The sequence below is a fragment of the Streptomyces sp. 130 genome (genome assembly GCF_007096885.1).
Classification (GTDB): domain Bacteria; phylum Actinomycetota; class Actinomycetes; order Streptomycetales; family Streptomycetaceae; genus Streptomyces.
Genome location: NZ_VJNO01000023.1, coordinates 1 through 24,858, shown reverse-complemented (window position 1 = coordinate 24,858; position 24,858 = coordinate 1). Strand labels below are relative to the sequence as shown.

Below are 24,858 nucleotides of genomic sequence, written 5' to 3'. Positions count from 1 at the left end.
CTTGAGCGGTCGGCGTCGGTGCGCCGGTGCGGGCCAGGCGTGGCCTCGGCCCGCCTCGCGCGCCCCCCGCGACCCACCCTGCCGCCCCTCCGGCCGGAGGGAACACTCTCTGCCTGCCCCGGGCGCCTCGCACGACTTGGGCGCCCCGTCCACCCCGGGGTCCCCCGCCTGCCACCGGCGCTTCGCCCGCCCCAGAGCGCCCCGTCCGCCTCATACGACCTGGGCGCTTCGCTCGCTCCAGGGGGCTGGGTTTGCCCCGGGCGCCGCGCTCGCCCCAGGCGGCTGCGTCTGCCCCAGGTGCCTCGTACGCCCTGGGTGTTCGTCCGCCCCGGGGAGCTGCGCATGCCTCTGGGGCCCCGTTGCCTCGGGCGCCTCGCACATCCCAGGTGGCGGCGTCTGCACTGGGTGCCTCGTACGTCCGGGGTGCTCAGCTCGTCCCAGGTGCCCCGCCTGCCCTGGGCGCCTCGTACGACCTGGGCGCTCCGCCCACCCCGGGGTGCTCCGCCTGCCCCCGGCGCCCCGTCCGCCCCAGGGCGCCCCGTCCGCCTCGGGGGCCCGTCCGACCCGGGCGTGGCTGCGGGGCGCCGGTGCGCCGGGCGCCGGTGCGTGCCGGGCCCGCCGCGCCGTACGCGGGTGCGCGGCGCCCGGCCCAGCCGCGAAGCTCCCGGTCCAGTCGGGACCGCGGGCGGCCCGTCTCAGCCCTCCTGGCGGGTCGGGCGGCGGGTCCACGCCGGGCGGGGCGGCAGGCGGAAGCGGGCGAACAGGGCCGCGCGGCGCCTCGACAGGGCCCAGGCCACCCGTACGGACGAGCGGGGGGCGAAGAGCGCGCGGAGGCGGGCCGGGCGGCCGGCCGACAGGCCCAGACCGGTCCGTACCGCGCGCGCGTCCTCGGCGAGGCCCGACGCCGGGCGCGGCTCCCTGGCGTAGAGCACCTGCTCCACCGATCCCGCGACCCGGTGCACCGCGTCCGCCGCCTCCGTGTCCAGCCGGCCCAGGCGCACCAGCCGCTCGGCGGCCCGGCGCGGGGTCAGCGCCTCGTCCGGGGGAATGCCGTGGTCCCACGCCGTGTCCGTGACTTCCCGCCACACCGCCAGCGTCCGCGCGGTCGCGTCGGCCGGGGAGCGGCCGGCCGAGGAAGCCAGGCGGCGGGCCCGCGCCCGCAGCCGCCAGAACATCGGCAGCAGGGGCAGCACCAGGAGGAGCACCACCGCGGCGGCCACGCCGAACACGGTGCCCGCGGGTGTCCCCGGGTCCGTCGGCGCTGCGGCCTCGGGCGCCGCCGACTGCCCGCACTCGCCCTGCCTGCGCATCTGCGCCGGGCAGCTCTCGGACGCGGACGGCGTCGCCGCCACCGGCGCCGACGCGTCGGCCTCCGGCCGGGCCGGGTCCGCCGTGTCACCGGACGGCGTGTCGGGCAGGGTGTACGACGGGACGGAGCCCCGGGTCGGCGTCGGCTCGAAGCGCGTCCAGCCGATCCCCTCGAAGTACAGCTCGGGCCAGGCGTGGGCGTCGCGCAGGCCGACCGAGTACGAACCGTCCGCCTGCGCGCTGCCCGGAGTGAAACCGACCGCGACCCGGGCCGGGATGCCCAGTGTCCGGGCCATCGCGGCCATCGTGAACGAGAAGTGGACGCAGAAGCCCTGCTTGTCCTTCAGGAAGCGGGCGATCGCCGCGCTGCCCGTACCGGAGTCGACCGAGGTGTCGTAGGTGAACCCGCCGTTGGTCGCGAAGTAGTCCTGGAGCTTCACCGCCCGCTCGTAGGAGTTGGCGGCCCCCCGGGTGACCTCGTCGGCCGTCCGCGCGACCACCGCCGGCAGCGAATCGGGCACCTGCGTGTACTCGCGCAACAGCTCCGGCGGCACCGCGCCCGCGCGGGCGAGCTGGTCGGCCGTCGGCTGCACGGCGAGGCTGGTCACCGTGTACTGCGCGCCGCCGGTGGTCTCCCCGTCGTCACCGACGAGGGTGCGCCCCTCCGGCTCGAAGCGCCACCGGCCGCCGACCCGCACCTCGGACGCCGGGTAGGGCATCGGCAGATACGTCTGCTTGTAGGAGGGCGACGCCGAGACGGTCGACCTGACCTCCGTGACCGCGACGGACGGGGAGAGACCGGCCGGGTCCGGAAACCGCTTGGGCACGTCCTGGAGCCGGCGCGTCGAGGCACGCCACTCGTTCCCGGTGAACTGGTCCAGGGCCAGGATGCGCAGATAGAAGTCGCTCGGGCTGCTCGCGTTGGTGCGGTACGACATCACCTGCCGGTTCTCCGGCTGGTTGAGGTTGTCCTGGAGCGAGACCAGCGGGTTCACCGCGGAGATCGTGCCGCCCCCGCCCCCTCTGCCGCCCCCGCCACCCGCACCGTCCAGCAGGCCGCCGTCGAGCGCCGGCAGCGCCGCGGGCACGACCAGCGCGATCCCGAGGGCCACCGCCCCGATCCGGCGCCCCGTGCGCACCGGGGCGAGCGCCCGGCCGCCGCCCGTGGTGTCGAGCCCGGCGGACGAACCGCCCCCGGGCCGCGCGGCCCCGGCGAAGACCCGGCCCCACTGGGAGATCCGGTCGCGCCCCTCGGCCAGCAGAAGCAGCAGGTAGCCGCAGGCGGCCAGGAGGAACCACAGCCAGCCCGCGCCGCCCTCCGCCAGCCCGGCGGCCACCGAATACAGCGCCAGCAGGGGCAGCCCGGCGGGCGCCGCACTGCGGAACGTCACCGCCAGCGTGTCCACCAGGAGGCCGACCAGCAGCACACCGCCCACCAGCATCAGCCGGATGCCCGGGGTCGCCGGTGCGGGAATCGCGTACTGCCCGACGTCGTCCCCGCCGGCCGAGAGCAGGTCCGCGAGCTGCCGCACGGCCTGCGGACCGGGCAGCACGCCCGCCACCGCCTGCTCCCGGGCGAACGCCACGGTCAGCAGCACCACCATGACGAGCGCCTGGGCGGTGGCCGTCAGCAGCCGGGGCAACGGCACCCGGCGGCCCAGCACCCCCACCCCGCACTGCACGGCCAGCAGGAACGCCGCCTGCACGATCCAGCCGAACGGGTCCACCAGCGGCAGCATCGAACAGGACGCCATCAGCGTCGCCGCGAAGGCGGCCAGCGCCAGCCGGCTCCGACCGCTCATGACCGCTTCCTCAAGACCAGCCCCCGAATCCCGCCGGACCGGCCGCTGTGCCGGCCCCGGCCACCGCACCGTCCCGGCCCGCCAGCTGCCACAGCTCGGCCAGCCGCGCGCCGGGCTCCACCGGCACCACCGTCCACCCCGCCTCGCGCAGCAGCCGGGACCGCCGCTCCGCCGCCTCCCGGCCGGCGGGCGACTCGCCGTTCACCCAGGCGGCGCTGTCCAGGACGAAGGCCACCGCGCCGCCGCTGCGCTGCCGCATCCGGGCGGCCATGCCGGTCTGCTCCTCGTCCAGGTCGCCGAGGAAGGCGATCAGCAGTCCCTCGCCGCCCCCGCGCAGCACGTCGTGGGCGCGGGACAGGCCCCCGCCGTCGGACTGCCCGATCTCGGCGAGGGTGTCCATCATCAGCCCCGCCGCGTCCGCGGCGGCCTGGGCGGCGCCGGCGAAACCGCCCTCGCCCTCGCCCGGCACCGCGTCCCCCGCGTCCGTCAGCAGCCGCACCGCGAAACCGCGCTCCAGCATGTGCACCAGCGCGGACGCCGCCCCGGAGACGGCCCACTCGAAAGCGGAGTCCGGCCCCGACCCCCGGTAGGCGGTCCGCCGGGTGTCCAGCAGGACCGTGCACCGGGCGCGCTGCGGCTGCTCCTCGCGGCGCACCATCAGCTCGCCGTAGCGCGCGGTGGAACGCCAGTGGACCCGGCGCAGATCGTCCCCGTAGCGGTAACCGCGCGGGATCACGTCGTCGTCACCGGCCAGCGCCAGGGACCGCTGACGCCCCTCGCCGTATCCGGAGGACTCGCCGGCCAGTGGAACGGGGGGCAGCGGTTCGGTGCGGGGGACCACGACCAGGGTGTCGTAGGCGCTGAACGAGCGGGTCAGCTCGCACATGCCGAAGGGGTCGCTCAGCCGCAGCTGCAACGGGCCGAGCGGGTAGCGCCCGCGCAGGTCGGACCGGACCCGGTAGGACACCTCGCGGCGACCGCCCGCCTCCACCCGGTCCAGCACGAATCGGGGCCGCGGCCCGAGCACGTACGGCACCCGGTCCTGGAGCATCAGCAGACCCGTGGGCAGCCGGGAGACGTTGTCCACGCGCAGGTGGACGCGGGCCTCCGAGCCGGCCGGGACGCGCGAGGGCGAGAGCCTGCGGGTGCCGGTGACCCGGTAGCGGGTGCGGTAGAGCACCGTCACGGAGACCAGCGGCAGCACGGCGAGCAGCAGCCCGACCCGCAGCAGGTCGCCCTGGCCCAGCACATAGGCGCAGACCGCCGCCGCGACCCCGGCCGCGAGGAAGGACCGCCCACGGGTCGTCAGGCCGCCGAGCGCGGCCCGCACCCCGCCCTTGTCGTCGCCGCCGTCCACCGCGACGGCCCCCGACGCGGCCATCACGGACGCCGGGCGCCGGGCTGCCGCGCTCCGCCGTACGCCGGCCCCGCCGGATACGCGGGCGCGTGGCCGGCAAAGCCGCCGGAGGCCGTCGGCACCGGGGTCTGCTGAAGGATCTCCAGCACCACCTGCTCGGCGGTGCGGCGGTTGAGCTGGGCCTGCGCGGTGGGCAGCAGCCGGTGGGCGAGCACCGCGACGGCCAGGGCCTGCACATCGTCCGGCAGGCAGTAGTCCCGGCCGGCCAGCGCGGCGGACGCCTTGGCGGCGCGCAGCAGGTGCAGCGTGGCGCGCGGCGAGGCACCGAGCCGGAGGTCGGGGTGGGTGCGGGTGGCACCGACGAGCTGGACGGCGTATCCGCGGACGGCCTCGGCGACATGGACCGCGCGCACCGTCTCGATCAGCTTCACGATGTCGTGCGCGTGCGCCACGGGCTGGAGGTCGTCGAGCGGCGAGAGGCCGCCGTGCACGTCGAGCATCCGGAGCTCGGCCTCCGCGCTGGGATAGCCGATCGACACCCGGGCCATGAACCGGTCGCGCTGGGCCTCGGGCAGCGGATACGTGCCCTCCATCTCCACCGGGTTCTGCGTCGCCACGACCATGAAGGGGTCGGGCAGCTCGTAGGTGTGCCCGTCGATGGTGACCTGGCGCTCCTCCATGGACTCCAGGAGCGCGGACTGGGTCTTCGGGGAGGCGCGGTTGATCTCGTCGCCGATCACGACCTGCGCGAAGATCGCGCCGGGCTTGAACTCGAAGTCCCGGCGCTGCTGGTCGTATATGGACACACCGGTGATGTCCGAGGGCAGCAGGTCGGGCGTGAACTGGATGCGCCGCACCGAGCAGTCGACCGACCGGGCCAGCGCCTTGGCCAGCATGGTCTTGCCCACGCCCGGCACGTCCTCGATCAGGAGGTGCCCCTCCGCGAGCAGCACGGTCAGCGAGAGCCGCACGACCTCGGGCTTGCCCTCGATCACGGCCTCCATGGACCTGCGCACCCGATCGATGGTGGTGGTCAGATCCGTGAGGCTCGCTCGATCGTCATAGGTCGTCACCCCGGCCCTCCTCGGCCCCGCCCCACGCTCACCAGGAGCACGGGATTTCCCCAGTCACGGGCCGGCGCCGCCGTGCGGCCCGGCCCACCCCGAATTGCGGACACCGTGCCGGACGGCGTCCGGCGGGGTGTCACTCACGCATTCTTGTTGCCGTTACCGCTTCGTGTCACTCGCCTGTGGACAACCCGGGGCGATATGTCGGATTGGGTGATGATTTCGTCACCGGAACGTGGTGATCCGGTGGCTCCCGGCCCCTCGGTCGGGGGCCACCGGACCTCGGGTCAGGAGACGGGAAGGACCTCGCGCAGCTTGCCGGTGGTCACGTCGAAGACAAAACCGCGCACGTCGTCGGTGTGCTTGAGGAACGGCGAGGTCCGGACCCGCTGCATCGACTGCCGCACGTCCTGGTCGGCGTCGGTGTACGCCTCGACGGCCCAGGACGGCCGCTGTCCGACCTCGTGCTCCAGCTCCTGGCGGAAGTCCTCCGTGATCGACTCCATGCCGCAGCCCGTGTGGTGGATCAGCACGACGCTCCGGGTGCCCAGCGCCCGCTGACTGATCGACAGCGACCGGATGACGTCGTCGGTGACCACACCGCCGGCGTTGCGGATGGTGTGGCAGTCGCCCAGCGAGAGGCCGAGGGCCTTGTGCAGGTCGAGGCGGGCGTCCATGCAGGCGACCACGGCGACCTGGAGCACCGGCTTGGCGTCCATGCCGGGGTCCTTGAAGTCTGCTGCGTAACGGTCGTTCGCCTCGACCAGGCGGTCGGTGACGGTGGGGGCGGGGGAGTGCGCGGAAGTCGACATGCCCAAGACGTTAGTCCTCACCACCCGCCCCCCGGCGAGAGGGAAGTGGACAAAAAACGTCAACAGTGCTTGTTGTGAGGTAATCCACAAGCCCCCTCCGGCCACCCGCGCGGGTGAACGGGCGACGGCCGACGCGCTGCCGGGTTGATTGATCGGGAATCGATCGAGTGGCAGGGTGGACTAAAGTGACGGGAAGTTACCGACACCCTGCACATTTCGAACTTTTACCCGTGTGCGCGGCGTACGTACGGCCCGGCCCTCTCCCGCTCGCCGGTCGGCTGACGCCCCTTCCCCGGCGCCGGCGGACCTCCCCTTCGCGAGCGGGCGGGGACCAGGCCGTACGTCCCGCCACCCGGGAGCTGAGCCTGAGAGGGCGCATGAGCCAGACCCGACACGTCCCGGTGATGCTCCAGCGATGCCTGGACCTGTTGGCACCGGCTCTGGAGGCCTCCGACCGGCAGCCCCCCGTGGTCGTCGACTGCACCCTCGGCCTCGGCGGCCACAGCGAGGCGCTGCTCTCCGCCTTCCCCACCACCCGGCTGATCGCCCTCGACCGGGACAAGGAGGCCCTCCGGCTCTCCGGCGAGCGGCTCGCCCCCTACGGCGACCGCGCGACCCTGGTGCACGCCGTCTACGACGAACTGCCCGAGGTGCTCGACCGGCTCGGCATCCCCAAGGTGCAGGGCGTCCTGTTCGACCTCGGCGTCTCCTCGATGCAGCTCGACGAGTCCGACCGCGGCTTCGCCTACGCCCGCGACGCACCGCTCGACATGCGCATGGACCAGACGACCGGCATGAGCGCCGCCGAGGTCCTCAACACCTACCCGCCGGGCGAACTGGTGCGCATCCTGCGCGCGTACGGCGAGGAGAAGCAGGCCAAGCGCATCGTCTCCGCCGTCGTACGCGAGCGCGAGAAGGAGCCCTTCACCAACAGCGCCCGGCTCGTCGAACTCATCCGCGAGGCCCTGCCGCAGGCCGCCATGCGCACCGGAGGCAACCCCGCCAAGCGCACCTTCCAGGCCCTGCGCATCGAGGTCAACGGGGAGCTCGCCGTCCTGGAGCGGGCCATCCCCGCCGCCGTCGCCGCCCTCGCCGTCGGCGGACGCATCGCGGTCCTCTCGTACCAGTCCCTGGAGGACCGGCTCGTGAAGCAGGTCCTCGCGGCGGGCGCCGCCAACACCGCCCCGCCCGGCCTGCCCGTCGTCCCCGAGCGCTACCAGCCCCGGCTGAAGCTCCTCACCCGGGGCGCCGAGCTCCCCACCGAGGAGGAGGTCGCCGAGAACCGCCGCGCCGCCCCCGCCCGGCTGCGCGGCGCCCAGCGCATCCGCGAGGACGAGCGGTGAGCCGGCGGACGGCCGCGCGCGCCGGGGACGGAGCGGCGCGGTGAGCAAACCGGCCGGGCAGCCCGAGGGACGCGTCGCACGGCTCACCCGGCTGATGCCCGCCGGGCCGAGCACCGCGGCCCGGACCCCGTTCGTCCTGCTGGTCGTGGTGCTCCTCGGCGGCGGCCTGATCACGCTGCTGCTGCTCAACTCCGCACTCAACGAAGGCTCCTTCGAGCTGAGCGAGCTGAAGAAGCGGACCACCGAACTGACCGACGAGCAGCAGGCCCTCCAGCACGACGTCGACGCCTCCTTCGAGCCCGACGCCCTGGCCCGCCGCGCCCGTGAGCTGGGCATGGTCCCCGGCGGCAGCCCCGCCTTCCTCGACCCGGACGGCAAGGTCCGGGGCGTCCCGTCCAAGGCCGCGCCGGCCCCGCTCGCACCCCCGCCGAGCACGCCGGCCCCGACGCCGACGCCCAGCGGCACGGTCGCCGGCACCCCGGCGCCCACGCCCTCCGGCACACCGGCAGCCCAGCCCTCCACGAGCCCCGGCAGGTGACGCAGTGCCCTCCAAGGAACCGCCGCGCCGCCGGGTACCCGGCCCCGCGCGCCCCCGTAACGCCTCCGCGGCGTCCGGCCGCCCCCGGCCGCAGCAGCAGCGACGACGGCCCCCGTCCGCCGCTCGGCGCGCCCCCGCCCGGCGGCCGTTGCGGCTGGGCAGCCCGCGCCCCCGGCTGCGGCTGGTCAGCCTCGCCCTGACGCTCGTCATGCTCGCGTTCGTCGTACGGCTCCTCCAGGTCCAGGCCGTCGACGCACACGCGTACGCCGCGAAGGCCGAGACCAACCGCTACCTGAGCTACACGGTCGCCGCCGAGCGCGGTGAGATCACCGACCGCAACGGCATCGCGCTGGCCACCAGCGTGGACGCGTACGACATCACGGCCGACCCCAAGATGTTCACGCCGGCCGACAGCAAGGCGCCCGACGCCCCCCAGCAGGCCGCCGCCCTGCTCGCGCCGATCCTCGGCGTCGACGTGGAGGGACTGGTCAAGAAGCTCTCCGAGCCCAAGAGCCGGTACACGGTCCTGGCGCGCAGGCAGACCCCGCAGGTCTGGAAGCAGATCAAGGACCTCAAGTCCGTCTTCGCCGAGAAGGCCGCGAAGGACAAGGCGGCCGGCGGGCCCGGCGCCAACGTGCTGGCGGGCGTCTTCCAGGAGGCCACCACCAAGCGGGTCTACCCCAACGGCACCCTGGCCGCCGGGATACTGGGTTACGTCAACGCCGGCGGCGAGGGCGCGGGCGGCCTGGAGTTCCAGCTGGACAAGGAGCTGGCGGGCGAGGACGGCACCATCAAGTACGCCCAGTCCGGCGGCCGGCGGGTGCCCACCGCGGGCACCAAGGAGATCCCCGCGGTCCCCGGCTCCGACATCGAGCTGACCATCGACCGCGACATCCAGTGGGCGGCCCAGAAGGCCATCTCCGACCAGGTGGCGAAGTCCGAGGCCGACCGCGGCTACGTCATCGTGCAGAACACCCGCACCGGCGAGGTCCTCGCCATGGCCAACGCCCCCGGCTTCGACCCCAACGACCTCTCGCAGGCCGACGGCGCCTCGCTCGGCAACGCGGCCCTCCAGGACGTCTACGAGCCCGGCTCCACCAGCAAGGTGATGTCCATGGCCGCGGTGCTCGAAGAGGGCGCCGCCACGCCCCTCACGCACGTCACGGTGCCCAACCGGCTGCACCGGGGCGACCGCCTCTTCAAGGACGACATCGACCACCCCACCTGGCAGCTGACCCTCAACGGCGTCCTCGCCAAGTCCAGCAACATCGGCACCATCATGGCCACCGGCGAACTGGGGAAGACGCAGGCCCAGGCGAACAAGGTGCTGTACTCCTACCTGAGGAAATTCGGCATCGGGTCGCCCACCGGGCTGGGCTACCCCGGCGAGACGCCCGGCCTCCTCGCCAAGCCCGAGGACTGGTCCACCTCGCAGCAGTACACGATCCCGTTCGGCCAGGGCCTCTCCCTCAACGCCATGCAGGCCGCCTCGATCTACTCGACCATCGCCAACGGCGGCGTACGCATCCAGCCGACCCTCGTACGCGGCACCAGGGGCCCGGACGGCCGCTTCACCCCGGCCGAAGCCCCCGAACAGACGCGCGTGGTCAGCGAGAAGACCGCGAAGACGCTCGCCACCATGCTCGAATCGGTGGTCGCCGACCAGGAGGGCACCGGAACCAAGGCCCAGATCCCCGGCTACCGGGTCGCGGGCAAGACCGGCACCGCCAACCGCGTCGACCCGGTGCGCGGCGGCTACCACGGCTACACCGCCTCCTTCGCCGGCTTCGCGCCCGCCGACGACCCCCAGATCACCGTCTACTGCGCGATCCAGAACCCCACCAAGGGCAGCCACTTCGGCGGCCAGACCTGCGGCCCCATCTACAAGCAGGTCATGGAATTCGCCCTCAAGACGCTCCAGACACCCCCGTCCGGCCGCGCGCCGGCCAAGCTGCCGGTGTTCTTCGGAACCGGCGAGTGAACTCGCGGAGACCACCAGTGACAACCACCACCCCCGATCCCGGGAACCGGAACGAGAACGTCCGCTCGCCGGGCACCTCACTTCGCGAGAGGCCGGGTGAGCCCGGTACGCTCACCGCCGTGCCCCACGCCGAACAGCCCCGAACCACCCAGAAGGACGCGCCTGTGAACTACCCGGGAGCGCCTCGCCCGGACCGCCTGCGGCCCACCTCCCTGGTCACGCTGGCAGAGCGGCTCGGACTTGAACCGCCGGGCACCGGCGACATCACCGGCATCACCCACGACTCCCGGGCGGTGCGCCCCGGAGACCTGTACGCGGCCCTGCCGGGCGCCCGGCTGCACGGCGCCGACTTCGCCACCCAGGCGGCCGGCCTCGGCGCGGCGGCCATCCTCACCGACCCCTCCGGCGCCGACCGCGCCCGGGCCACCGGCCTGCCGGTCCTGGTCGCCGAGGACCCGCGGGGCCGGATGGGCGAACTCGCCGCCGAGATCTACGGCCACCCCGGCACCGGCCTGCTCCAGGTCGGCATCACCGGCACCTCGGGCAAGACCACCACCGCCTACCTGGTCGAGGGCGGCCTGCGCGGCGCCGGACGCGCCACCGGGCTCATCGGCACGGTGGAGATGCGGATCGGCGACGAGCGCATCAAGTCCGAGCGCACCACGCCCGAAGCCACCGATCTCCAGGCCCTGTTCGCCGTCATGCGCGAACGCGGCGCCGAAGCCGTCACCATGGAGGTCTCCAGCCACGCGCTGGTCCTCGGCCGCGTCGACGGCTGCGTCTTCGACGTCGCCGTCTTCAACAACCTCAGCCCGGAGCACATGGAGTTCCACTCCGGCATGGAGGACTACTTCCAGGCCAAGGCGCAGCTGTTCACCCCGCGCCGCAGCAGGCAGGGGGTCGTCAACTACGACGACGAGTACGGCCGCAGGCTCGTCACCGAGGCGACGGTGCCCATCACGACCTTCTCCGCCGAGGGCCACCCGGACGCCGACTGGCGCGCCGAGGACGTCGTCGTCGGCCGGCTCGGCTCCACCTTCACCGTCGTCGGGCCCAAGGGCGAGCGGGCCACCGCCAAGGCCCCGCTGCCCGGCCCGTTCAACGTCGCCAACACCCTGGCGGCGATCGTCGCCCTCGCCGTCGTCGGCGTCGACCCCCAGACCGCGGCGGACGGCATCGCGACCGTGCCCGGGGTGCCCGGCCGGCTGGAGCGGGTCGACGCCGGACAGCCCTACCTCGCGCTGGTCGACTACGCGCACAAGACGGACGCCGTCGAGTCGGTGCTGCGGTCCCTGCGCAAGGTGACCAAGGGCCGGCTGCACATCGTCCTCGGCTGCGGCGGCGACCGCGACACCACCAAGCGCGGCCCGATGGGCGCGGCGGCGGCCCGGCTCGCCGACACCGCCGTGCTGACCTCCGACAACCCCCGCTCCGAGGACCCCCTCGGTATCCTCGCGGCCATGCTCGCGGGCGCCGCCGAGGTGCCCGTCCACGAGCGCGGCGACGTCCTGGTCGACGCCGACCGCGCCGCGGCCGTCGCCGCCGCCGTGGCCCGGGCCGAGCCCGGCGACACCGTGCTCGTCGCCGGTAAGGGCCACGAGCAGGGCCAGGACGTCCACGGCGTCGTCCGCCCCTTCGACGACCGGGTCGTCCTGCGCGAGGCCATCGAGCGCTCCCTGGGGCACGAAGGCGCCGGACCCCGTGCCTCCCACCACGAGAACAACAGTCAGGGATGACCAAGTGATCGCCCTTTCCCTCGCCGAGATCGCCGAAATCGTCGGCGGGCAGACGCACGACATACCGGATCCGGCGGTAAACGTCAGCGGACCGGTCGTCATCGACTCCCGCAAGGTGACCCCCGGCAGCCTCTTCGTCGCCTTCGCCGGCGAACGGGCCGACGGCCACGACTACGCCGAGCGCGCCGTTGAGGCGGGCGCGGCCCTCGTCCTGGCCACCCGCCCCGTCGGAGTGCCCGCGATCGTCGTGGACGACGTCGTGGCCGCCCTCGGCGCGCTCTCCCGCGCCGTCGTCGGCCGCCTCGGCGCCACCGTCGTCGCCCTCACCGGCTCCGCCGGCAAGACCTCCACCAAGGACCTCATCGCGCAACTCCTGGAGCGCAAGGGGCCCACCGTCTACCCGGAGGGCAACCTCAACAACGAGATCGGCCTGCCGCTCACCGCGCTGCGCGCCACCGACGAGACCAGACACCTGGTCCTCGAGATGGGCGCCCGCTACATCGGGGACATCCGCTACCTCACCGGACTCGTCCCGCCCCGCATCGGCCTCGTACTCAACGTCGGCAGCGCGCACATCGGCGAGTTCGGCGGCAAGGAGCAGATCGCCCAGGCCAAGGGCGAGATGGTCGAGTCGCTGCCCGAGGACGGCGTCGCCGTGCTCAACGCCGACGACCCCCTCGTACGCGCCATGTCCTCCCGCACCAAGGCCCGCGTCGTCCTCTTCGGCGAAGGCGCGGATGCGGACGTACGGGGCGAAGACGTGCACCTCACCGACGACGGACGCCCCGCGTTCCGCCTCCACACACCCACCGGGTGCAGCGAGGTGACCATGCGCCTGTACGGTGAGCACCACGTGTCGAACGCGCTCGCCGCGGCCGCCGTCGCCCATGAGCTGGGCCTGTCCGCAGACGAGATCGCCGAAGGGCTCTCCGAGGCGGGCACCCTCTCCCGTTGGCGCATGGAGGTCACCGAGCGTCCGGACGGCGTGACGTTCGTCAATGACGCCTACAACGCCAACCCCGAATCCATGAAGGCCGCGCTCCGCGCGCTGGTCGCCATGGGGAAGGGGCGTCGTACGTGGGCGGTGCTCGGCCTGATGGCCGAGCTCGGCGACGCCTCGCTCGCCGAGCACGACGCGGTCGGACGGCTCGCCGTCCGGCTCAACGTCAGCAAGCTCGTCGCGGTCGGGGGCAGAGAGGCCTCCTGGCTGCAACTGGGCGCATACAACGAGGGTTCGTGGGGTGAGGAGTCGGTGCACGTGTCCGACGCACAGGCTGCCGTCGACCTGTTGCGCAGGGAACTGCGCCCGGGAGACGTGGTGCTGGTGAAGGCGTCCCGGTCGGTCGGCCTTGAGCAGGTCGTCACAGCACTGCTGGAGAACGCGACCGAGGGCGAGGTCGCGGGCCGATGAGGCAGATCCTCTTCGCGGGAGCCATCGGGCTCTTCCTGACCCTGGTCGGCACGCCGTTGCTGATCAAGCTCCTGGCCCGCAAGGGATACGGGCAGTTCATCCGCGACGACGGCCCGCGCACCCACGGGTCCAAGAAGGGCACGCCCACGATGGGCGGCATCGCCTTCATCCTGGCGACGCTCATCGCGTACTTCCTGGCGAAGGTGATCACCGGCGAGGAGATGCGCTTCTCCGGTGTGCTGGTCCTCTTCCTGATGACCGGCATGGGACTCGTCGGCTTCCTGGACGACTACATCAAGATCGTCAAGCAGCGCTCGCTCGGTCTGCGGGCCAAGGCGAAGATGGCCGGCCAGCTGATAGTCGGGATCGCCTTCGCGGTGCTCTCGCTCCAGTTCGCCGACGCCCGCGGCAACACCCCGGCCTCCGACAAGCTCTCGTTCGTCGAGGACTTCGGCTGGTCGATCGGCCCGGTGCTCTTCGTCGTCTGGGCGCTGTTCATGATCCTCGCCATGTCCAACGGCGTGAACCTGACGGACGGTCTGGACGGCCTGGCCACCGGCGCGTCGGTGATGGTCTTCGGCGCGTACACCTTCATCGGGCTCTGGCAGTTCCAGGAGTCCTGCGCCAACGCCACCACCCTCACCAACCCGAGCGCCTGCTTCGAGGTGCGCGACCCGCTCGACCTCGCGGTCGTGGCCTCCGCGCTGATGGGCTCCTGCTTCGGCTTCCTGTGGTGGAACACCTCGCCGGCCAAGATCTTCATGGGGGACACCGGCTCGCTCGCCCTCGGCGGCGCGCTCGCCGGCCTGGCCATCTGCTCCCGCACCGAATTCCTGATGGCGATCCTCGGCGGCCTCTTCGTGATGATCACGATGTCCGTCGTCATCCAGGTCGGCTCGTTCAAGATGACCGGCAAGCGCGTCTTCCGCATGGCGCCGCTCCAGCACCACTTCGAACTCAAGGGGTGGTCCGAAGTCCTTGTCGTGGTCCGCTTCTGGATCATCCAGGGCATGTGCGTGATCGTCGGACTCGGCCTCTTCTACGCAGGATGGGCAGCCAAGAAGTGAGCAACGTGGACTGGCAGGGCAAGCACGTCACGGTCGCCGGGCTCGGGGTCTCCGGAATCCCGGCGGCCCGGGTGCTGCACGGCCTCGGTGCCGTCGTCACCGTGGTCAACGACGGCGACGACGAGCGCTCCCGCGCCCAGGCCGCCGAACTGGAGGCGCAGGGCATCACCGTGCGCCTCGGCGACGGCGACACCCTGCCCGAGTCCACCGAGCTGATCGTCACCGCCCCAGGCTGGAAGCCCGGCAAGCCGCTGTTCGCCGCGGCCGCCGAAGCGGGCGTCCCGGTCTGGGGCGACGTCGAACTCGCCTGGCGGCTGCGCGGCCAGGACGGCCGGGAACCGGTCCCCTGGCTCGCGGTCACCGGCACCAACGGCAAGACCACGACCGTACGGATGCTCGCCTCCATCCTGGAGGCCGCCGGGCTGCGCACCGCCGCCGTCGGCAACATCGGCGTCTCCCTGCTGGACGCCGTCCTCGGCGAGGAGACGTACGACGTGCTCGCCGTCGAACTCTCCAGCTACCAGCTGCACTGGGCGCCCTCGCTGCGCGCCCACTCCGCCGCCGTGCTCAACCTGGCCCCCGACCACCTCGACTGGCACGGCTCCATGGAGGCGTACGCCGCCGACAAGGGCCGGATCTACGAGGGCAACCGCGTCGCCTGCGTCTACAACGCGGCCGACCCGGCCACCGAGGACCTGGTGCGCGAGGCGGACGTCGAGGAGGGCTGCCGCGCCATCGGCTTCACCCTCGGCACACCGGGGCCCTCGCAACTCGGCGTGGTGGACGGCATCCTGGTCGACCGGGCGTTCGTGAAGAACCGCCAGAAGCAGGCCCAGGAGCTGGCCGAGGTCGCCGACGTCAACCCGCCGGCCCCGCACAACATCGCCAACGCCCTGGCCGCCGCCGCCCTGGCCCGCGCCTTCGGCGTCGAACCCGCCGCCGTCCGCGACGGACTGCGCAACTTCCGCCCCGACCCGCACCGCATCGAGCACGTCGCGGACGTGGCCGGGGTCGCGTACGTGGACGACTCCAAGGCCACCAACACCCACGCCGCCGAAGCCTCGCTCGCCGCCTACGACTCCATCGTCTGGATCGCCGGGGGCCTGGCCAAGGGCGCCACCTTCGACGAGCTGGTGACCGGCTGCGCCGAGCGGCTGCGGGGCGTCGTGCTCATGGGCGCGGACCGGGCCCTGATCCGCGAAGCCCTCGCGCGACACGCCCCCGAGGTACCCGTGGTCGACCTCGCCCGGACCGACACTGGGGCGATGTCCGAGGCGGTCGGCGAGGCCGCACGGCTCGCCCGGCCGGGAGACACCGTGCTGATGGCCCCGGCCTGCGCCTCCATGGACATGTTCGTCAACTACAACAAGCGGGGCGAGGCCTTCGCGGACGCCGTCCGCGCACGCGCCGCCGAGAGCGTCTGACGGGCCCGGCCGCCGCGCCCCGGGCACGAGCAGTGGAGGGGACAGGGACATGCCGGCCGAAGAGAGCGTGCGGGTACGGCCCGCTGCCAAGGCCCGGCGGCCCGCGGCGGTGCGGGCCCGGAGCACCGGTGGCACCCGCAGCCCGCGCGGCGGCGGAGTGCGGCGGCTGTACGAGCGGGCCCGGCGCGCCTGGGACCGTCCGCTGACGGCGTACTACGTGATCCTGGGCGCCGGGCTGCTGATCACCGTGCTGGGCCTGGTGATGGTCTACTCCGCCTCGATGATCAAGGCGCTGGAGCTCGGCAAGCCCGGCACCTACTTCTTCCGCAAGCAGTTCCTGGCCGCCGTGATCGGGGCCGGGCTGATGGCCGCCGCCGCGCGGATGCCGGTGAAGCTGCACCGCGCGCTGTCCTACCCGCTGCTCATGGGCGCCGTCTTCCTGATGGTCCTGGTCCAGGTGCCGGGGATAGGGATGTCGGTCAACGGCAACCGCAACTGGCTCTATCTGGGCGGGCCCTTCCAGCTCCAGCCCAGCGAGTTCGGCAAGCTGGCGCTCGTGCTGTGGGGGGCCGACCTGCTCGCCCGCAAGCAGGACAAGCGGCTGCTGACCCAGTGGAAGCACATGCTGGTGCCGCTGGTGCCGGTCGCCTTCATGCTGCTGGGGCTCATCATGCTCGGCGGCGACATGGGCACTGCGATCATTCTCACGGCCATCCTGTTCGGCCTGCTCTGGCTGGCCGGGGCGCCCACCCGGCTGTTCGCCGGAGTGCTCGCCACCGCCGGGCTCATCGGATTCCTGCTGATCAAGACCAGTCCCAACCGCATGTCCCGGCTGGACTGCATGGGGGCCAGCGAGCCCGGGCCCGGAGGCTCCTGCTGGCAGGCCGTGCACGGCATCTATGCTCTGGCATCGGGCGGATGGTTCGGTTCCGGCCTCGGTGCGAGTGTGGAAAAATGGGGCCAACTTCCCGAACCGCACACCGACTTCATCTTCGCCATCACCGGGGAGGAACTGGGGCTGGCGGGGACGCTGTCGGTGCTCGCCCTCTTCGCGGCTCTAGGCTATGCGGGTATCCGCGTGGCCGGACGCACGGAGGACCCCTTCGTGAGGTACGCAGCGGGAGGTGTGACCACCTGGATCACGGCGCAGGCCGTGATCAACATCGGTGCGGTGCTCGGCCTGCTGCCGATCGCCGGTGTCCCGCTCCCGCTGTTCTCCTACGGGGGTTCGGCCCTGCTGCCGACCATGTTCGCCGTCGGGCTGCTGATCGCGTTCGCGCGGGACGAGCCCGCCGCGAAGGCGGCCCTGGCCGTGCGGAGGCCCGGGGTCAGATGGAAGACGATGAGACGGCGCGTCAAGAAGCGTCCGTCCGGAGAGCGGTGAAATTCGGTGCATGTCGTACTCGCCGGCGGGGGGACCGCCGGCCACATCGAGCCCGCGCTCGCCCTCGCGGACGCCCTGCGCAGGCAGGACCCGAGCGTGGGGATCACCGCTCTCGGCACGGAGCGCGGGCTCGAGACCAGACTCGTACCCGAGCGGGGGTACGAACTGGCCCTGATCCCGGCCGTACCGCTGCCGCGCAAGCCCACCCCCGAACTCATCACCGTCCCGGGCCGGCTGCGCGGCACCATCAAGGCCGCCGAGCAGGTCCTGGAACGCACCAGGGCCGACTGCGTGGTCGGCTTCGGCGGTTACGTGGCCCTGCCGGGCTATCTCGCCGCCAAGCGCGCCGGTGTCCCGATCGTGGTCCACGAGGCCAACGCCCGCCCCGGCCTGGCCAACAAGATCGGCTCGCGGTACGCCCACGGCGTCGCCGTCTCCACGCCCGACAGCAAGCTGCGCGGCGCCCGCTACATCGGCATCCCGCTCCGCCGCACCATCGCCACCCTCGACCGGGCCCGCGTCCGCCCCGAGGCGCGCGCGGCGTTCGGCCTCGACCCCAACCTGCCGACGCTGCTGGTCTCCGGCGGCTCGCAGGGCGCCCGCCACCTCAACGAGGTGGTACAGCGCGTCGCTCCGCTGCTCCAGCGCTCCGGCATCCAGATCCTGCACGTGGTCGGGCCGAAGAACGAATTGCCGCGCGTGGACAACATGCCCGGGATGCCCCCCTACATCCCGGTACCGTACGTGGACCGGATGGATCTCGCGTACGCCGCGGCCGACATGATGCTCTGCCGCGCGGGCGCGATGACCGTCGCCGAACTCTCCGCCGTCGGACTGCCCGCCGCCTACGTCCCGTTGCCCATCGGCAACGGCGAACAGCGGCTCAACGCCCAGCCGGTGGTCAACGCCGGCGGCGGACTGCTGGTGGACGACGCCGCGCTCACCCCCGAGTGGGTGCAGGGCAACGTCCTGCCGGTGCTGTCCGATCCGCACCGGCTGTATGAGATGTCCCGGGCCGCCGCGGAGTTCGGCCGCCGGGACGCCGACGATCTGCTGGTCGGCATGGTGTACGAGGCGATTGCCGCACGCCGTAACGCGTGAGGCGGGCGGGTCCGGGAGCGGTGGCCCCCGGACCCGGCATAAGGAGCGAGCGTGGCCGGACCGACGACCGCCCAGCGCGGTGCAGGGAAGCAGGAGAACGCCCCGGACCGGCCGTCGCGCCCGCGCCGTGAGGGGCGACGCCTCTCCCGGCGCCGGCTGCTGCTCCTGATCGCCGGAGCCGTGCTGCTGCTCGGCTCCGGCGTCGTCTGGGCGCTCTACGGCTCCTCCTGGCTGCGGGTCGAGCAGGTCAGGATCACCGGGGTGCGGGTGCTGACACCGGCCGAGGTGGAGCGTGCCGCGGCGGTGCCGATGGGCGCCCCGCTCGTTTCCGTGGACACCGGCGCCATCGAGAAGAGGTTGCGCCAGAAGTTGCCTCGTATCGACGAGGTGGATGTCGTTCGGTCATGGCCGCACGGCATCGGACTTAAGGTGACCGAGCGAAAGCCGGTCCTTCTGGTCGAAAAGGGTGCGAAGTTCATCGAAGTGGACGACGAGGGCGTGCGCTTCGCGACGGTGGACAAGGCGCCCGGCCATGTGCCTCTGCTGGAGGTGGCCACGGGCCGGTCCGCGAGCCTGCGCCGCTTCGGCGGCGACCGGCTGGTACGGGAAGCGGTCCGGGTCGCGGGTGACCTCCCGGACGGGGTCGCCGAGGACACCCGGGTCGTCCGGGTCGACTCGTACGACGCCATCTCCTTGGAACTCAGCGGGGATCGCACGGTGATGTGGGGAAGTGGTGGAGCGGGTGCGGCGAAGGCGAAAGTCCTCACCGCTCTCATGAAGGCCGCGCCCAAAGCGGGGCACTTCGACGTGAGTGCCCCCACCGCCCCCGCCGTGTCGGGTGGTTGACGCACATTTGGCCTGGCCAACACCCTGGTTGGTCAGCGCTACGGGTGATCACATAGGGTGAAAAGAAAAACGGGAGGTTCGGCGTGTTCGTTGAACGTGCGCCACTTGTCGACTTAGTGTCCTGTTCGGAAGAGTCCATGAAGCAGACACACTGGTAACCCTAAACTTGAACGTTAGGGTTTGGGTCGGCGTTCGGACCGTCCCAATCGGCATCCGTCGTCGCGGCGGGATCACCGCGAAGCGACGACACGTAACTCGAGGCGAGAGGCCTTCGACGTGGCAGCACCGCAGAACTACCTCGCAGTCATCAAGGTCATCGGTGTCGGCGGCGGTGGTGTCAATGCCATCAACCGAATGATCGAGGTCGGTCTCAAAGGCGTCGAGTTCATCGCGATCAACACGGATGCGCAAGCCCTGTTGATGAGCGACGCCGACGTCAAGCTCGACGTCGGCCGCGAACTCACCCGCGGCCTCGGCGCCGGGGCGAACCCGGCCGTCGGTCGTAAGGCGGCAGAGGACCACCGTGAGGAGATCGAGGAGGTCCTCAAGGGGGCCGACATGGTCTTCGTCACCGCAGGCGAAGGCGGCGGCACCGGCACCGGTGGCGCACCCGTCGTCGCCAACATCGCGCGCTCGCTCGGCGCCCTGACGATCGGTGTGGTCACCCGCCCGTTCACCTTCGAGGGCCGGCGCCGCGCCAACCAGGCGGAGGACGGCATCGCCGAGCTCCGCGAAGAGGTCGACACCCTCATCGTCATCCCCAACGACCGGCTGCTGTCCATCTCGGACCGCCAGGTCAGCGTGCTCGACGCGTTCAAGTCGGCCGACCAGGTCCTGCTCTCCGGTGTCCAGGGCATCACCGACCTCATCACCACCCCGGGCCTGATCAACCTCGACTTCGCCGACGTCAAGTCGGTCATGTCCGAGGCCGGTTCCGCGCTCATGGGCATCGGCTCCGCCCGCGGCGACGACCGCGCGGTGGCCGCGGCGGAGATGGCGATCTCCTCGCCGCTCCTGGAGGCGTCCATCGACGGCGCCCGCGGTGTCCTGCTCTCCATCTCCGGCGGCAGCGACCTCGGTCTCTTCGAGATCAACGAGGCCGCCCAGCTGGTGAGCGAGGCGGCCCACCCGGAGGCGAACATCATCTTCGGCGCGGTCATCGACGACGCCCTCGGCGACGAGGTGCGGGTCACCGTCATCGCGGCGGGCTTCGACGGCGGACAGCCGCCGGCCCGCCGGGCGGACTTCGCCCTGGAGGGCACCAAGTCCAAGCGCGAGGAGCCGGCGCCGACGCCGGTCCGGGCCGCGCCCGAGCCGGTGCGCCAGTCCGGCGGTCTCGGTTCCGTGCCGCCGCGCGAGGAGCCGGCGGTGCAGGCCGAGCCGGTGCCGGTGTCGGGTGAGACCCACCTCCCGCCGGTCGTCCCGCCGCCGCACGTCCCGCCGGCCCGTCCCTACTCGGACTCCCAGGCCGAAGAGCTGGACGTACCGGACTTCTTGAAGTGATAGGTCCGCATGACGCAGTGAGCCCTACGGTCTCTGTCTTCTCTCGGGGCGGCGCTCACTTCTCCTTCACCGACAGGTGGGGCGGAGTGAGCGCCGCCCCGTACGCGGAGCTGAATCTCGGCGGCGCGGTCGGTGACGACCCCGCCGCCGTTCTCGCCAACCGCGAGCGGGCCGCGCGGGCCCGGGGGCTCGATCCGGCGCGGGTCGTCTGGATGAACCAGGTCCACGGCCGGGACGTGGCCGTGGTCGACGGGCCCTGGGGCGAAGCGGCGGAGATCCCCGCCGTGGACGCGGTGGTCACCGCGCGGCGCGGGCTCGCGCTCGCCGTGCTGACCGCCGACTGCACCCCCGTCCTGCTCGCCGACCCGGAGGCCGGCGTCGTCGCGGCGGCGCACGCCGGGCGGCCGGGGCTGGTCGCCGGGATCGTGCCGGCCGCGGTCGAGGCCATGGTCGGGCTGGGCGCGGAGGTCTCCCGGATCACCGCGCGGACCGGGCCTGCCGTCTGCGGGCGGTGCTACGAGGTGCCGGCCGCGATGCGGGACGAGGTCGCCGCGCACGTGCCCGGCTCGTGGTCCGAGACCAGCTGGGGCACCCCGGCGGTGGACGTCACGGGCGGGGTGCACGCCCAGCTCGCCGGGCTCGGCGTCACCGACCGGCAGGCGTCGCCCTTCTGCACCCTGGAATCGGGCGACCACTTCTCGTACCGACGCGACCGCACCACCGGGCGGCTCGCCGGATATGTCTGGCTGGACTGATAGGGCATGACGGAACGCAAGGATCAACTCGCCGCGAATCTGGCGCGGGTGGAGGAACGGATCGCTTCGGCCTGTGTCGCGGCCGGGCGCGAGCGGGAGGAGGTGACCCTGCTCGTGGTCACCAAGACCTACCCCGCGAGCGATGTGCGGATTCTGCATGGACTCGGTGTGCGTCAGGTCGCGGAGAACCGCGACCAGGACGCCGCTCCGAAGGCCGCCGAGTGCGCGGATCTGTCCCTCTCCTGGCATTTTGTCGGCCAGTTGCAGACCAATAAGGTCCGTTCTGTGGCCGGTTATGCCGATGTCGTGCAGTCCGTGGACCGTACGAAGCTGGTGACCGCCCTCTCGGCGGCGGCCGGGCGCCGCGAGCGCGAACTCGGCTGCCTCATCCAGGTCGCCCTCGACGCGGAGAGCGGGGAGCGGGGGGCCCGCGGAGGCGTCGCGCCCGACGGGATCGAGGAGTTGGCGGACGCGATCGCCGCCGCGCCCGGGCTCCGGCTGGACGGGCTGATGACCGTCGCGCCGCTCGCCGGCCCCTTCGCCGGGCGGCAACGGGCCGCGTTCGACCGGCTGATGGAATTCTCATCCCGGCTGCGCGGGAACCATCCGGCTGCGAACATGGTCTCTGCGGGGATGAGTGCGGACCTCGAGGACGCGATCGCGGCCGGAGCGACACATGTGCGCGTCGGTACTGCGGTACTCGGAGTCCGCCCCGGGCTCGGGTAACGTCGCGAAGAAGTCGGACCACAGCAGAAAATATGGTCATTACCGCCCAGGGCGGGTAGGCCGGAGTGGATCGCGGGCACTTGGTGACAGATGCCGATCCACCACAGAGCGGAGGACTCAGAGCATGGCCGGCGCGATGCGCAAGATGGCGGTCTACCTCGGCCTCGTGGAGGACGATGGGTACGACGGCCCGGGGTTCGACCCCGACGACGAATTCGAACCCGAGCCGGAGCCCGAGCGCGACCGGCGCCGGCACCAGCCCGCGCATCAGGTGGAGCGGGACCGGGAGCGCGACGAACCGGTACGCGCGGTCCAGCCGCCGGCGCAGCGGGAGCCGGTCCAGATCCCGGCGGAGCGCGAGCGACCCGCCCGGATCGCACCCGTGGCATCCATCACACCTGAACGTCCGAACATGGAGAAGAACGCACCGGTGATCATGCCCAAGGTCGTGTCCGAGCGTGAGCCCTACCGGATCACGACGCTGCACCCCAGGACGTACAACGAGGCCCGTACCATCGGGGAACACTTCCGTGAGGGCACTCCGGTGATCATGAATCTCACGGAGATGGACGATACGGACGCGAAGCGACTTGTCGACTTTGCCGCGGGACTCGTCTTCGGTCTCCATGGCAGCATTGAGCGAGTGACACAGAAGGTGTTCCTGTTGTCGCCTGCTAACGTCGATGTCACGGCGGAGGACAAGGCCCGCATCGCAGAGGGCGGATTCTTCAACCAGAGCTGAGAACACGACACCGGGAACAACCCGGCCGAGAGGCCGGTGCTACGAGAGCCAGGGGAGAGGGAAGCGCGAGAGATGGGCGTCGCACAAAGTGTTGTCTACATCGCGTTGATGTGTTTCCTCATCGTGCTGATCTTCCGGCTCGTCATGGACTACGTCTTCCAGTTCGCACGTTCATGGCAGCCGGGCAAGCCGATGGTGGTCGTCCTGGAGACGACCTACACGGTCACCGATCCACCGCTCAAGCTCCTGCGGCGGTTCATCCCGCCGCTGCGTCTCGGGGGCGTGGCACTCGACCTGTCCTTCTTCGTTCTGATGATCATCGTTTCCATCCTGATCAGCATCGTGACCAGGCTGTGAGCGATACGGTCTTGCCGACTGCCGACGACTACGTAGAGGTGAAGAAGAGATGCCGCTGACTCCCGAGGATGTGCGGAACAAGCAGTTCACGACAGTCCGCCTCCGAGAGGGCTACGACGAGGACGAGGTCGACGCCTTCCTCGACGAGGTCGAGTCGGAGCTGACCCGCCTGCTCCGTGAGAACGAGGACCTGCGCGCCAAGCTGGCCGCCGCCACGCGTGCCGCCGCGCAGAACCAGCAGCAGGGGATGCGCAAGCCGCCGGAGCAGCAGGACCGGCCGGGTGCCCCGGTGCCCGCCGCCATATCGGGCCCGCCGGTCCAGCAGCAGCCCCCGCAGATGGGTCCCCCCCAGCTGCCCGGTGGTGCTCCGCAGCTGCCCGCCGGTCCCAGCGGCCACGGCCCCCAGGGCCCGCACGGCCCCGGTCCGCAGGGCCCGCACGGCCCCGGCCCGATGCAGGGTGGTCCCATGGGTGGCCCGATGGGCGGCCCCATGGGCGGTCACAACCCGCAGCAGCAGATGCAGCAGATGCAGCCCCCGCCGCAGATGCAGCAGCAGGGCCCCGGTGGCGACAGCGCCGCCCGTGTCCTGTCCCTGGCCCAGCAGACCGCCGACCAGGCGATCGCGGAGGCCCGTTCCGAGGCCAACAAGATCGTCGGCGAGGCGCGCAGCCGCGCCGAGGGCCTGGAGCGGGACGCCCGCGCCAAGGCGGACGCGCTGGAGCGGGACGCGCAGGAGAAGCACCGCGTGGCGATGGGCTCGCTGGAGTCGGCCCGCGCGACGCTGGAGCGCAAGGTCGAGGACCTGCGGGGCTTCGAGCGCGAGTACCGGACGCGTCTGAAGTCCTACCTGGAGAGCCAGCTGCGTCAGCTGGAGACCCAGGCGGACGACTCGCTGGCCCCGCCGCGCACCCCGGCCGCCGCGTCGCTGCCGCCGTCGCCCTCGCTGGCTCCGGCCGGTGCGGGTGCCATGGGGCACACGATGGGCGGCAACCACGGCGGTCAGCCGATGGGCGGCGGCAACCCGTCCATGGGCAGCGGCCCGTCGTACGGCGGTCAGCAGCAGATGTCGCCGGCGATGACGCAGCCGATGGCGCCGGTGCGGCCGCAGGCGCCGCAGCCGATGCAGCAGGCGCCGTCGCCGATGCGCGGGTTCCTGATCGACGAGGACGACAACTGACCGGCTCGCGCGCGGTGCGCGCGTAGCCGTCGGCAGGCAAAGGGCCGGGCCCCGGGGGTTCCCCGGGGCCCGGCCCTTTGCGCGTACGAGTGCGGGGGGCGCTGCGCGCGGCTGTCCCCTACCCGCCCCTTCCCGAAACCGGGGCTCCGCCCCGGACCCCGCTCCTCAATCGCCGGAGGGGCTGAAGTACAGCCCCTCCGGCTACGGCCCCGCTACGCCTTGCGGAGGCGGAACGTCAGGCTCAGGCCCTCGTCCTCGATGGCGGCGCCATACGCGCCGTCCGCCTCGCCCTGCGCGTAGTCCGTGGCCAGCACCTCGTCCGCGATCAGCGTCGCGTGTTCGGTGAGGGCTTCGGTGGTCGCGGGGTCTGTGGAGGTCCAGCGGACGGTGATGCGGTCCGCGACGTCCAGGCCGCTGTTCT

General features: G+C 72.4%; 21 protein-coding genes. 16 read left to right on the top strand and 5 right to left on the bottom strand.

The genetic code is table 11. The features are described from left to right. Positions 1 to 695 precede the first annotated feature (695 nt). The 4 genes from FKN01_RS20030 to FKN01_RS20015 form a co-directional block, all read right to left on the bottom strand. A complete protein-coding gene (locus FKN01_RS20030; RefSeq protein ID WP_143622527.1) occupies positions 696 to 3,110 on the bottom strand; it encodes a DUF3488 and transglutaminase-like domain-containing protein in 2,415 nt (804 codons plus the stop codon). A gap of 10 nt (positions 3,111 to 3,120) precedes the next feature. Further along, positions 3,121 to 4,491 carry a DUF58 domain-containing protein gene (locus FKN01_RS20025; protein ID WP_143622525.1) on the bottom strand — a complete coding sequence of 457 codons (1,371 nt, stop codon included), beginning with the start codon at positions 4,489 to 4,491 and terminating at the stop codon, positions 3,121 to 3,123. After that, complete coding sequence (locus tag FKN01_RS20020; protein ID WP_143622524.1) at positions 4,491 to 5,540, bottom strand: MoxR family ATPase; 1,050 nt, start codon at positions 5,538 to 5,540, stop codon at positions 4,491 to 4,493. Before FKN01_RS20020 ends, FKN01_RS20025 begins: the two co-directional genes overlap by 1 nt. A gap of 281 nt (positions 5,541 to 5,821) precedes the next feature. Next, complete coding sequence (locus FKN01_RS20015; RefSeq protein WP_143622522.1) at positions 5,822 to 6,346, bottom strand: carbonic anhydrase; 525 nt, start codon at positions 6,344 to 6,346, stop codon at positions 5,822 to 5,824. A gap of 377 nt (positions 6,347 to 6,723) precedes the next feature. On the opposite strand from FKN01_RS20015, the gene rsmH reads away from it, so the two are divergent. The 16 genes from rsmH to FKN01_RS19935 all read left to right on the top strand — a co-directional run bounded on the left by rsmH (position 6,724) and on the right by FKN01_RS19935 (position 24,437). Beyond that, a complete protein-coding gene (gene rsmH / locus FKN01_RS20010; protein WP_143622520.1) occupies positions 6,724 to 7,689 on the top strand; it encodes a 16S rRNA (cytosine(1402)-N(4))-methyltransferase RsmH in 966 nt (321 codons plus the stop codon). 94 nt (positions 7,690 to 7,783) lie between these two features. After that, positions 7,784 to 8,227 (top strand): septum formation initiator family protein, encoded by a 444-nt coding sequence (locus FKN01_RS20005; RefSeq protein WP_143622664.1) that lies wholly within the window; start codon positions 7,784 to 7,786, stop codon positions 8,225 to 8,227. A gap of 4 nt (positions 8,228 to 8,231) precedes the next feature. Next, positions 8,232 to 10,208 (top strand): penicillin-binding protein 2, encoded by a 1,977-nt coding sequence (locus FKN01_RS20000; protein WP_143622518.1) that lies wholly within the window; start codon positions 8,232 to 8,234, stop codon positions 10,206 to 10,208. Between the two features lie 17 nt (positions 10,209 to 10,225). Further along, positions 10,226 to 11,944, top strand: coding sequence for a UDP-N-acetylmuramoyl-L-alanyl-D-glutamate--2,6-diaminopimelate ligase (locus tag FKN01_RS19995; RefSeq protein WP_143622516.1), 1,719 nt, complete (start codon positions 10,226 to 10,228; stop codon positions 11,942 to 11,944). 4 nt (positions 11,945 to 11,948) lie between these two features. Beyond that, positions 11,949 to 13,355 (top strand): UDP-N-acetylmuramoyl-tripeptide--D-alanyl-D-alanine ligase, encoded by a 1,407-nt coding sequence (gene murF / locus FKN01_RS19990; RefSeq protein WP_143622514.1) that lies wholly within the window; start codon positions 11,949 to 11,951, stop codon positions 13,353 to 13,355. Next, entirely contained in the window at positions 13,352 to 14,422 is a 1,071-nt protein-coding gene (gene mraY, locus FKN01_RS19985) for a phospho-N-acetylmuramoyl-pentapeptide-transferase (protein ID WP_143622512.1), read from the top strand. The genes murF and mraY overlap by 4 nt, the downstream gene beginning before the upstream one ends. Continuing rightward, entirely contained in the window at positions 14,419 to 15,846 is a 1,428-nt protein-coding gene (murD, locus tag FKN01_RS19980; protein ID WP_143622662.1) for a UDP-N-acetylmuramoyl-L-alanine--D-glutamate ligase, read from the top strand. Before mraY ends, murD begins: the two co-directional genes overlap by 4 nt. Before the next feature lie 49 nt (positions 15,847 to 15,895). After that, a complete protein-coding gene (gene ftsW, locus FKN01_RS19975) occupies positions 15,896 to 17,230 on the top strand; it encodes a putative lipid II flippase FtsW (protein ID WP_143622510.1) in 1,335 nt (444 codons plus the stop codon). Between the two features lie 6 nt (positions 17,231 to 17,236). Beyond that, positions 17,237 to 18,331, top strand: coding sequence for an undecaprenyldiphospho-muramoylpentapeptide beta-N-acetylglucosaminyltransferase (murG, locus tag FKN01_RS19970; RefSeq protein ID WP_143622508.1), 1,095 nt, complete (start codon positions 17,237 to 17,239; stop codon positions 18,329 to 18,331). A gap of 51 nt (positions 18,332 to 18,382) precedes the next feature. Beyond that, positions 18,383 to 19,177 (top strand): cell division protein FtsQ/DivIB, encoded by a 795-nt coding sequence (locus tag FKN01_RS19965; RefSeq protein WP_143622506.1) that lies wholly within the window; start codon positions 18,383 to 18,385, stop codon positions 19,175 to 19,177. 276 nt (positions 19,178 to 19,453) lie between these two features. Next, on the top strand, positions 19,454 to 20,680 hold the full coding sequence (gene ftsZ, locus FKN01_RS19960) for a cell division protein FtsZ (protein ID WP_143622504.1): 1,227 nt from the start codon (positions 19,454 to 19,456) through the stop codon (positions 20,678 to 20,680). Next, positions 20,677 to 21,435, top strand: coding sequence for a peptidoglycan editing factor PgeF (pgeF, locus tag FKN01_RS19955; protein ID WP_398932809.1), 759 nt, complete (start codon positions 20,677 to 20,679; stop codon positions 21,433 to 21,435). The genes ftsZ and pgeF overlap by 4 nt, the downstream gene beginning before the upstream one ends. Before the next feature lie 6 nt (positions 21,436 to 21,441). Beyond that, positions 21,442 to 22,161 (top strand): YggS family pyridoxal phosphate-dependent enzyme, encoded by a 720-nt coding sequence (locus FKN01_RS19950; protein ID WP_143622500.1) that lies wholly within the window; start codon positions 21,442 to 21,444, stop codon positions 22,159 to 22,161. A gap of 124 nt (positions 22,162 to 22,285) precedes the next feature. Continuing rightward, complete coding sequence (locus FKN01_RS19945; protein ID WP_018104459.1) at positions 22,286 to 22,903, top strand: cell division protein SepF; 618 nt, start codon at positions 22,286 to 22,288, stop codon at positions 22,901 to 22,903. Between the two features lie 72 nt (positions 22,904 to 22,975). Further along, complete coding sequence (locus FKN01_RS19940; RefSeq protein WP_018518688.1) at positions 22,976 to 23,260, top strand: YggT family protein; 285 nt, start codon at positions 22,976 to 22,978, stop codon at positions 23,258 to 23,260. 49 nt (positions 23,261 to 23,309) lie between these two features. Beyond that, positions 23,310 to 24,437, top strand: a complete 1,128-nt coding sequence (locus FKN01_RS19935) for a DivIVA domain-containing protein (RefSeq protein WP_143622498.1) — start codon at positions 23,310 to 23,312, stop codon at positions 24,435 to 24,437. A gap of 212 nt (positions 24,438 to 24,649) precedes the next feature. Here the strand turns inward: FKN01_RS19935 and FKN01_RS19930 are convergent. Then, a partial coding sequence (locus FKN01_RS19930) for a DUF5915 domain-containing protein (protein WP_143622496.1) occupies positions 24,650 to 24,858 on the bottom strand: 209 nt, incomplete at its 5' end.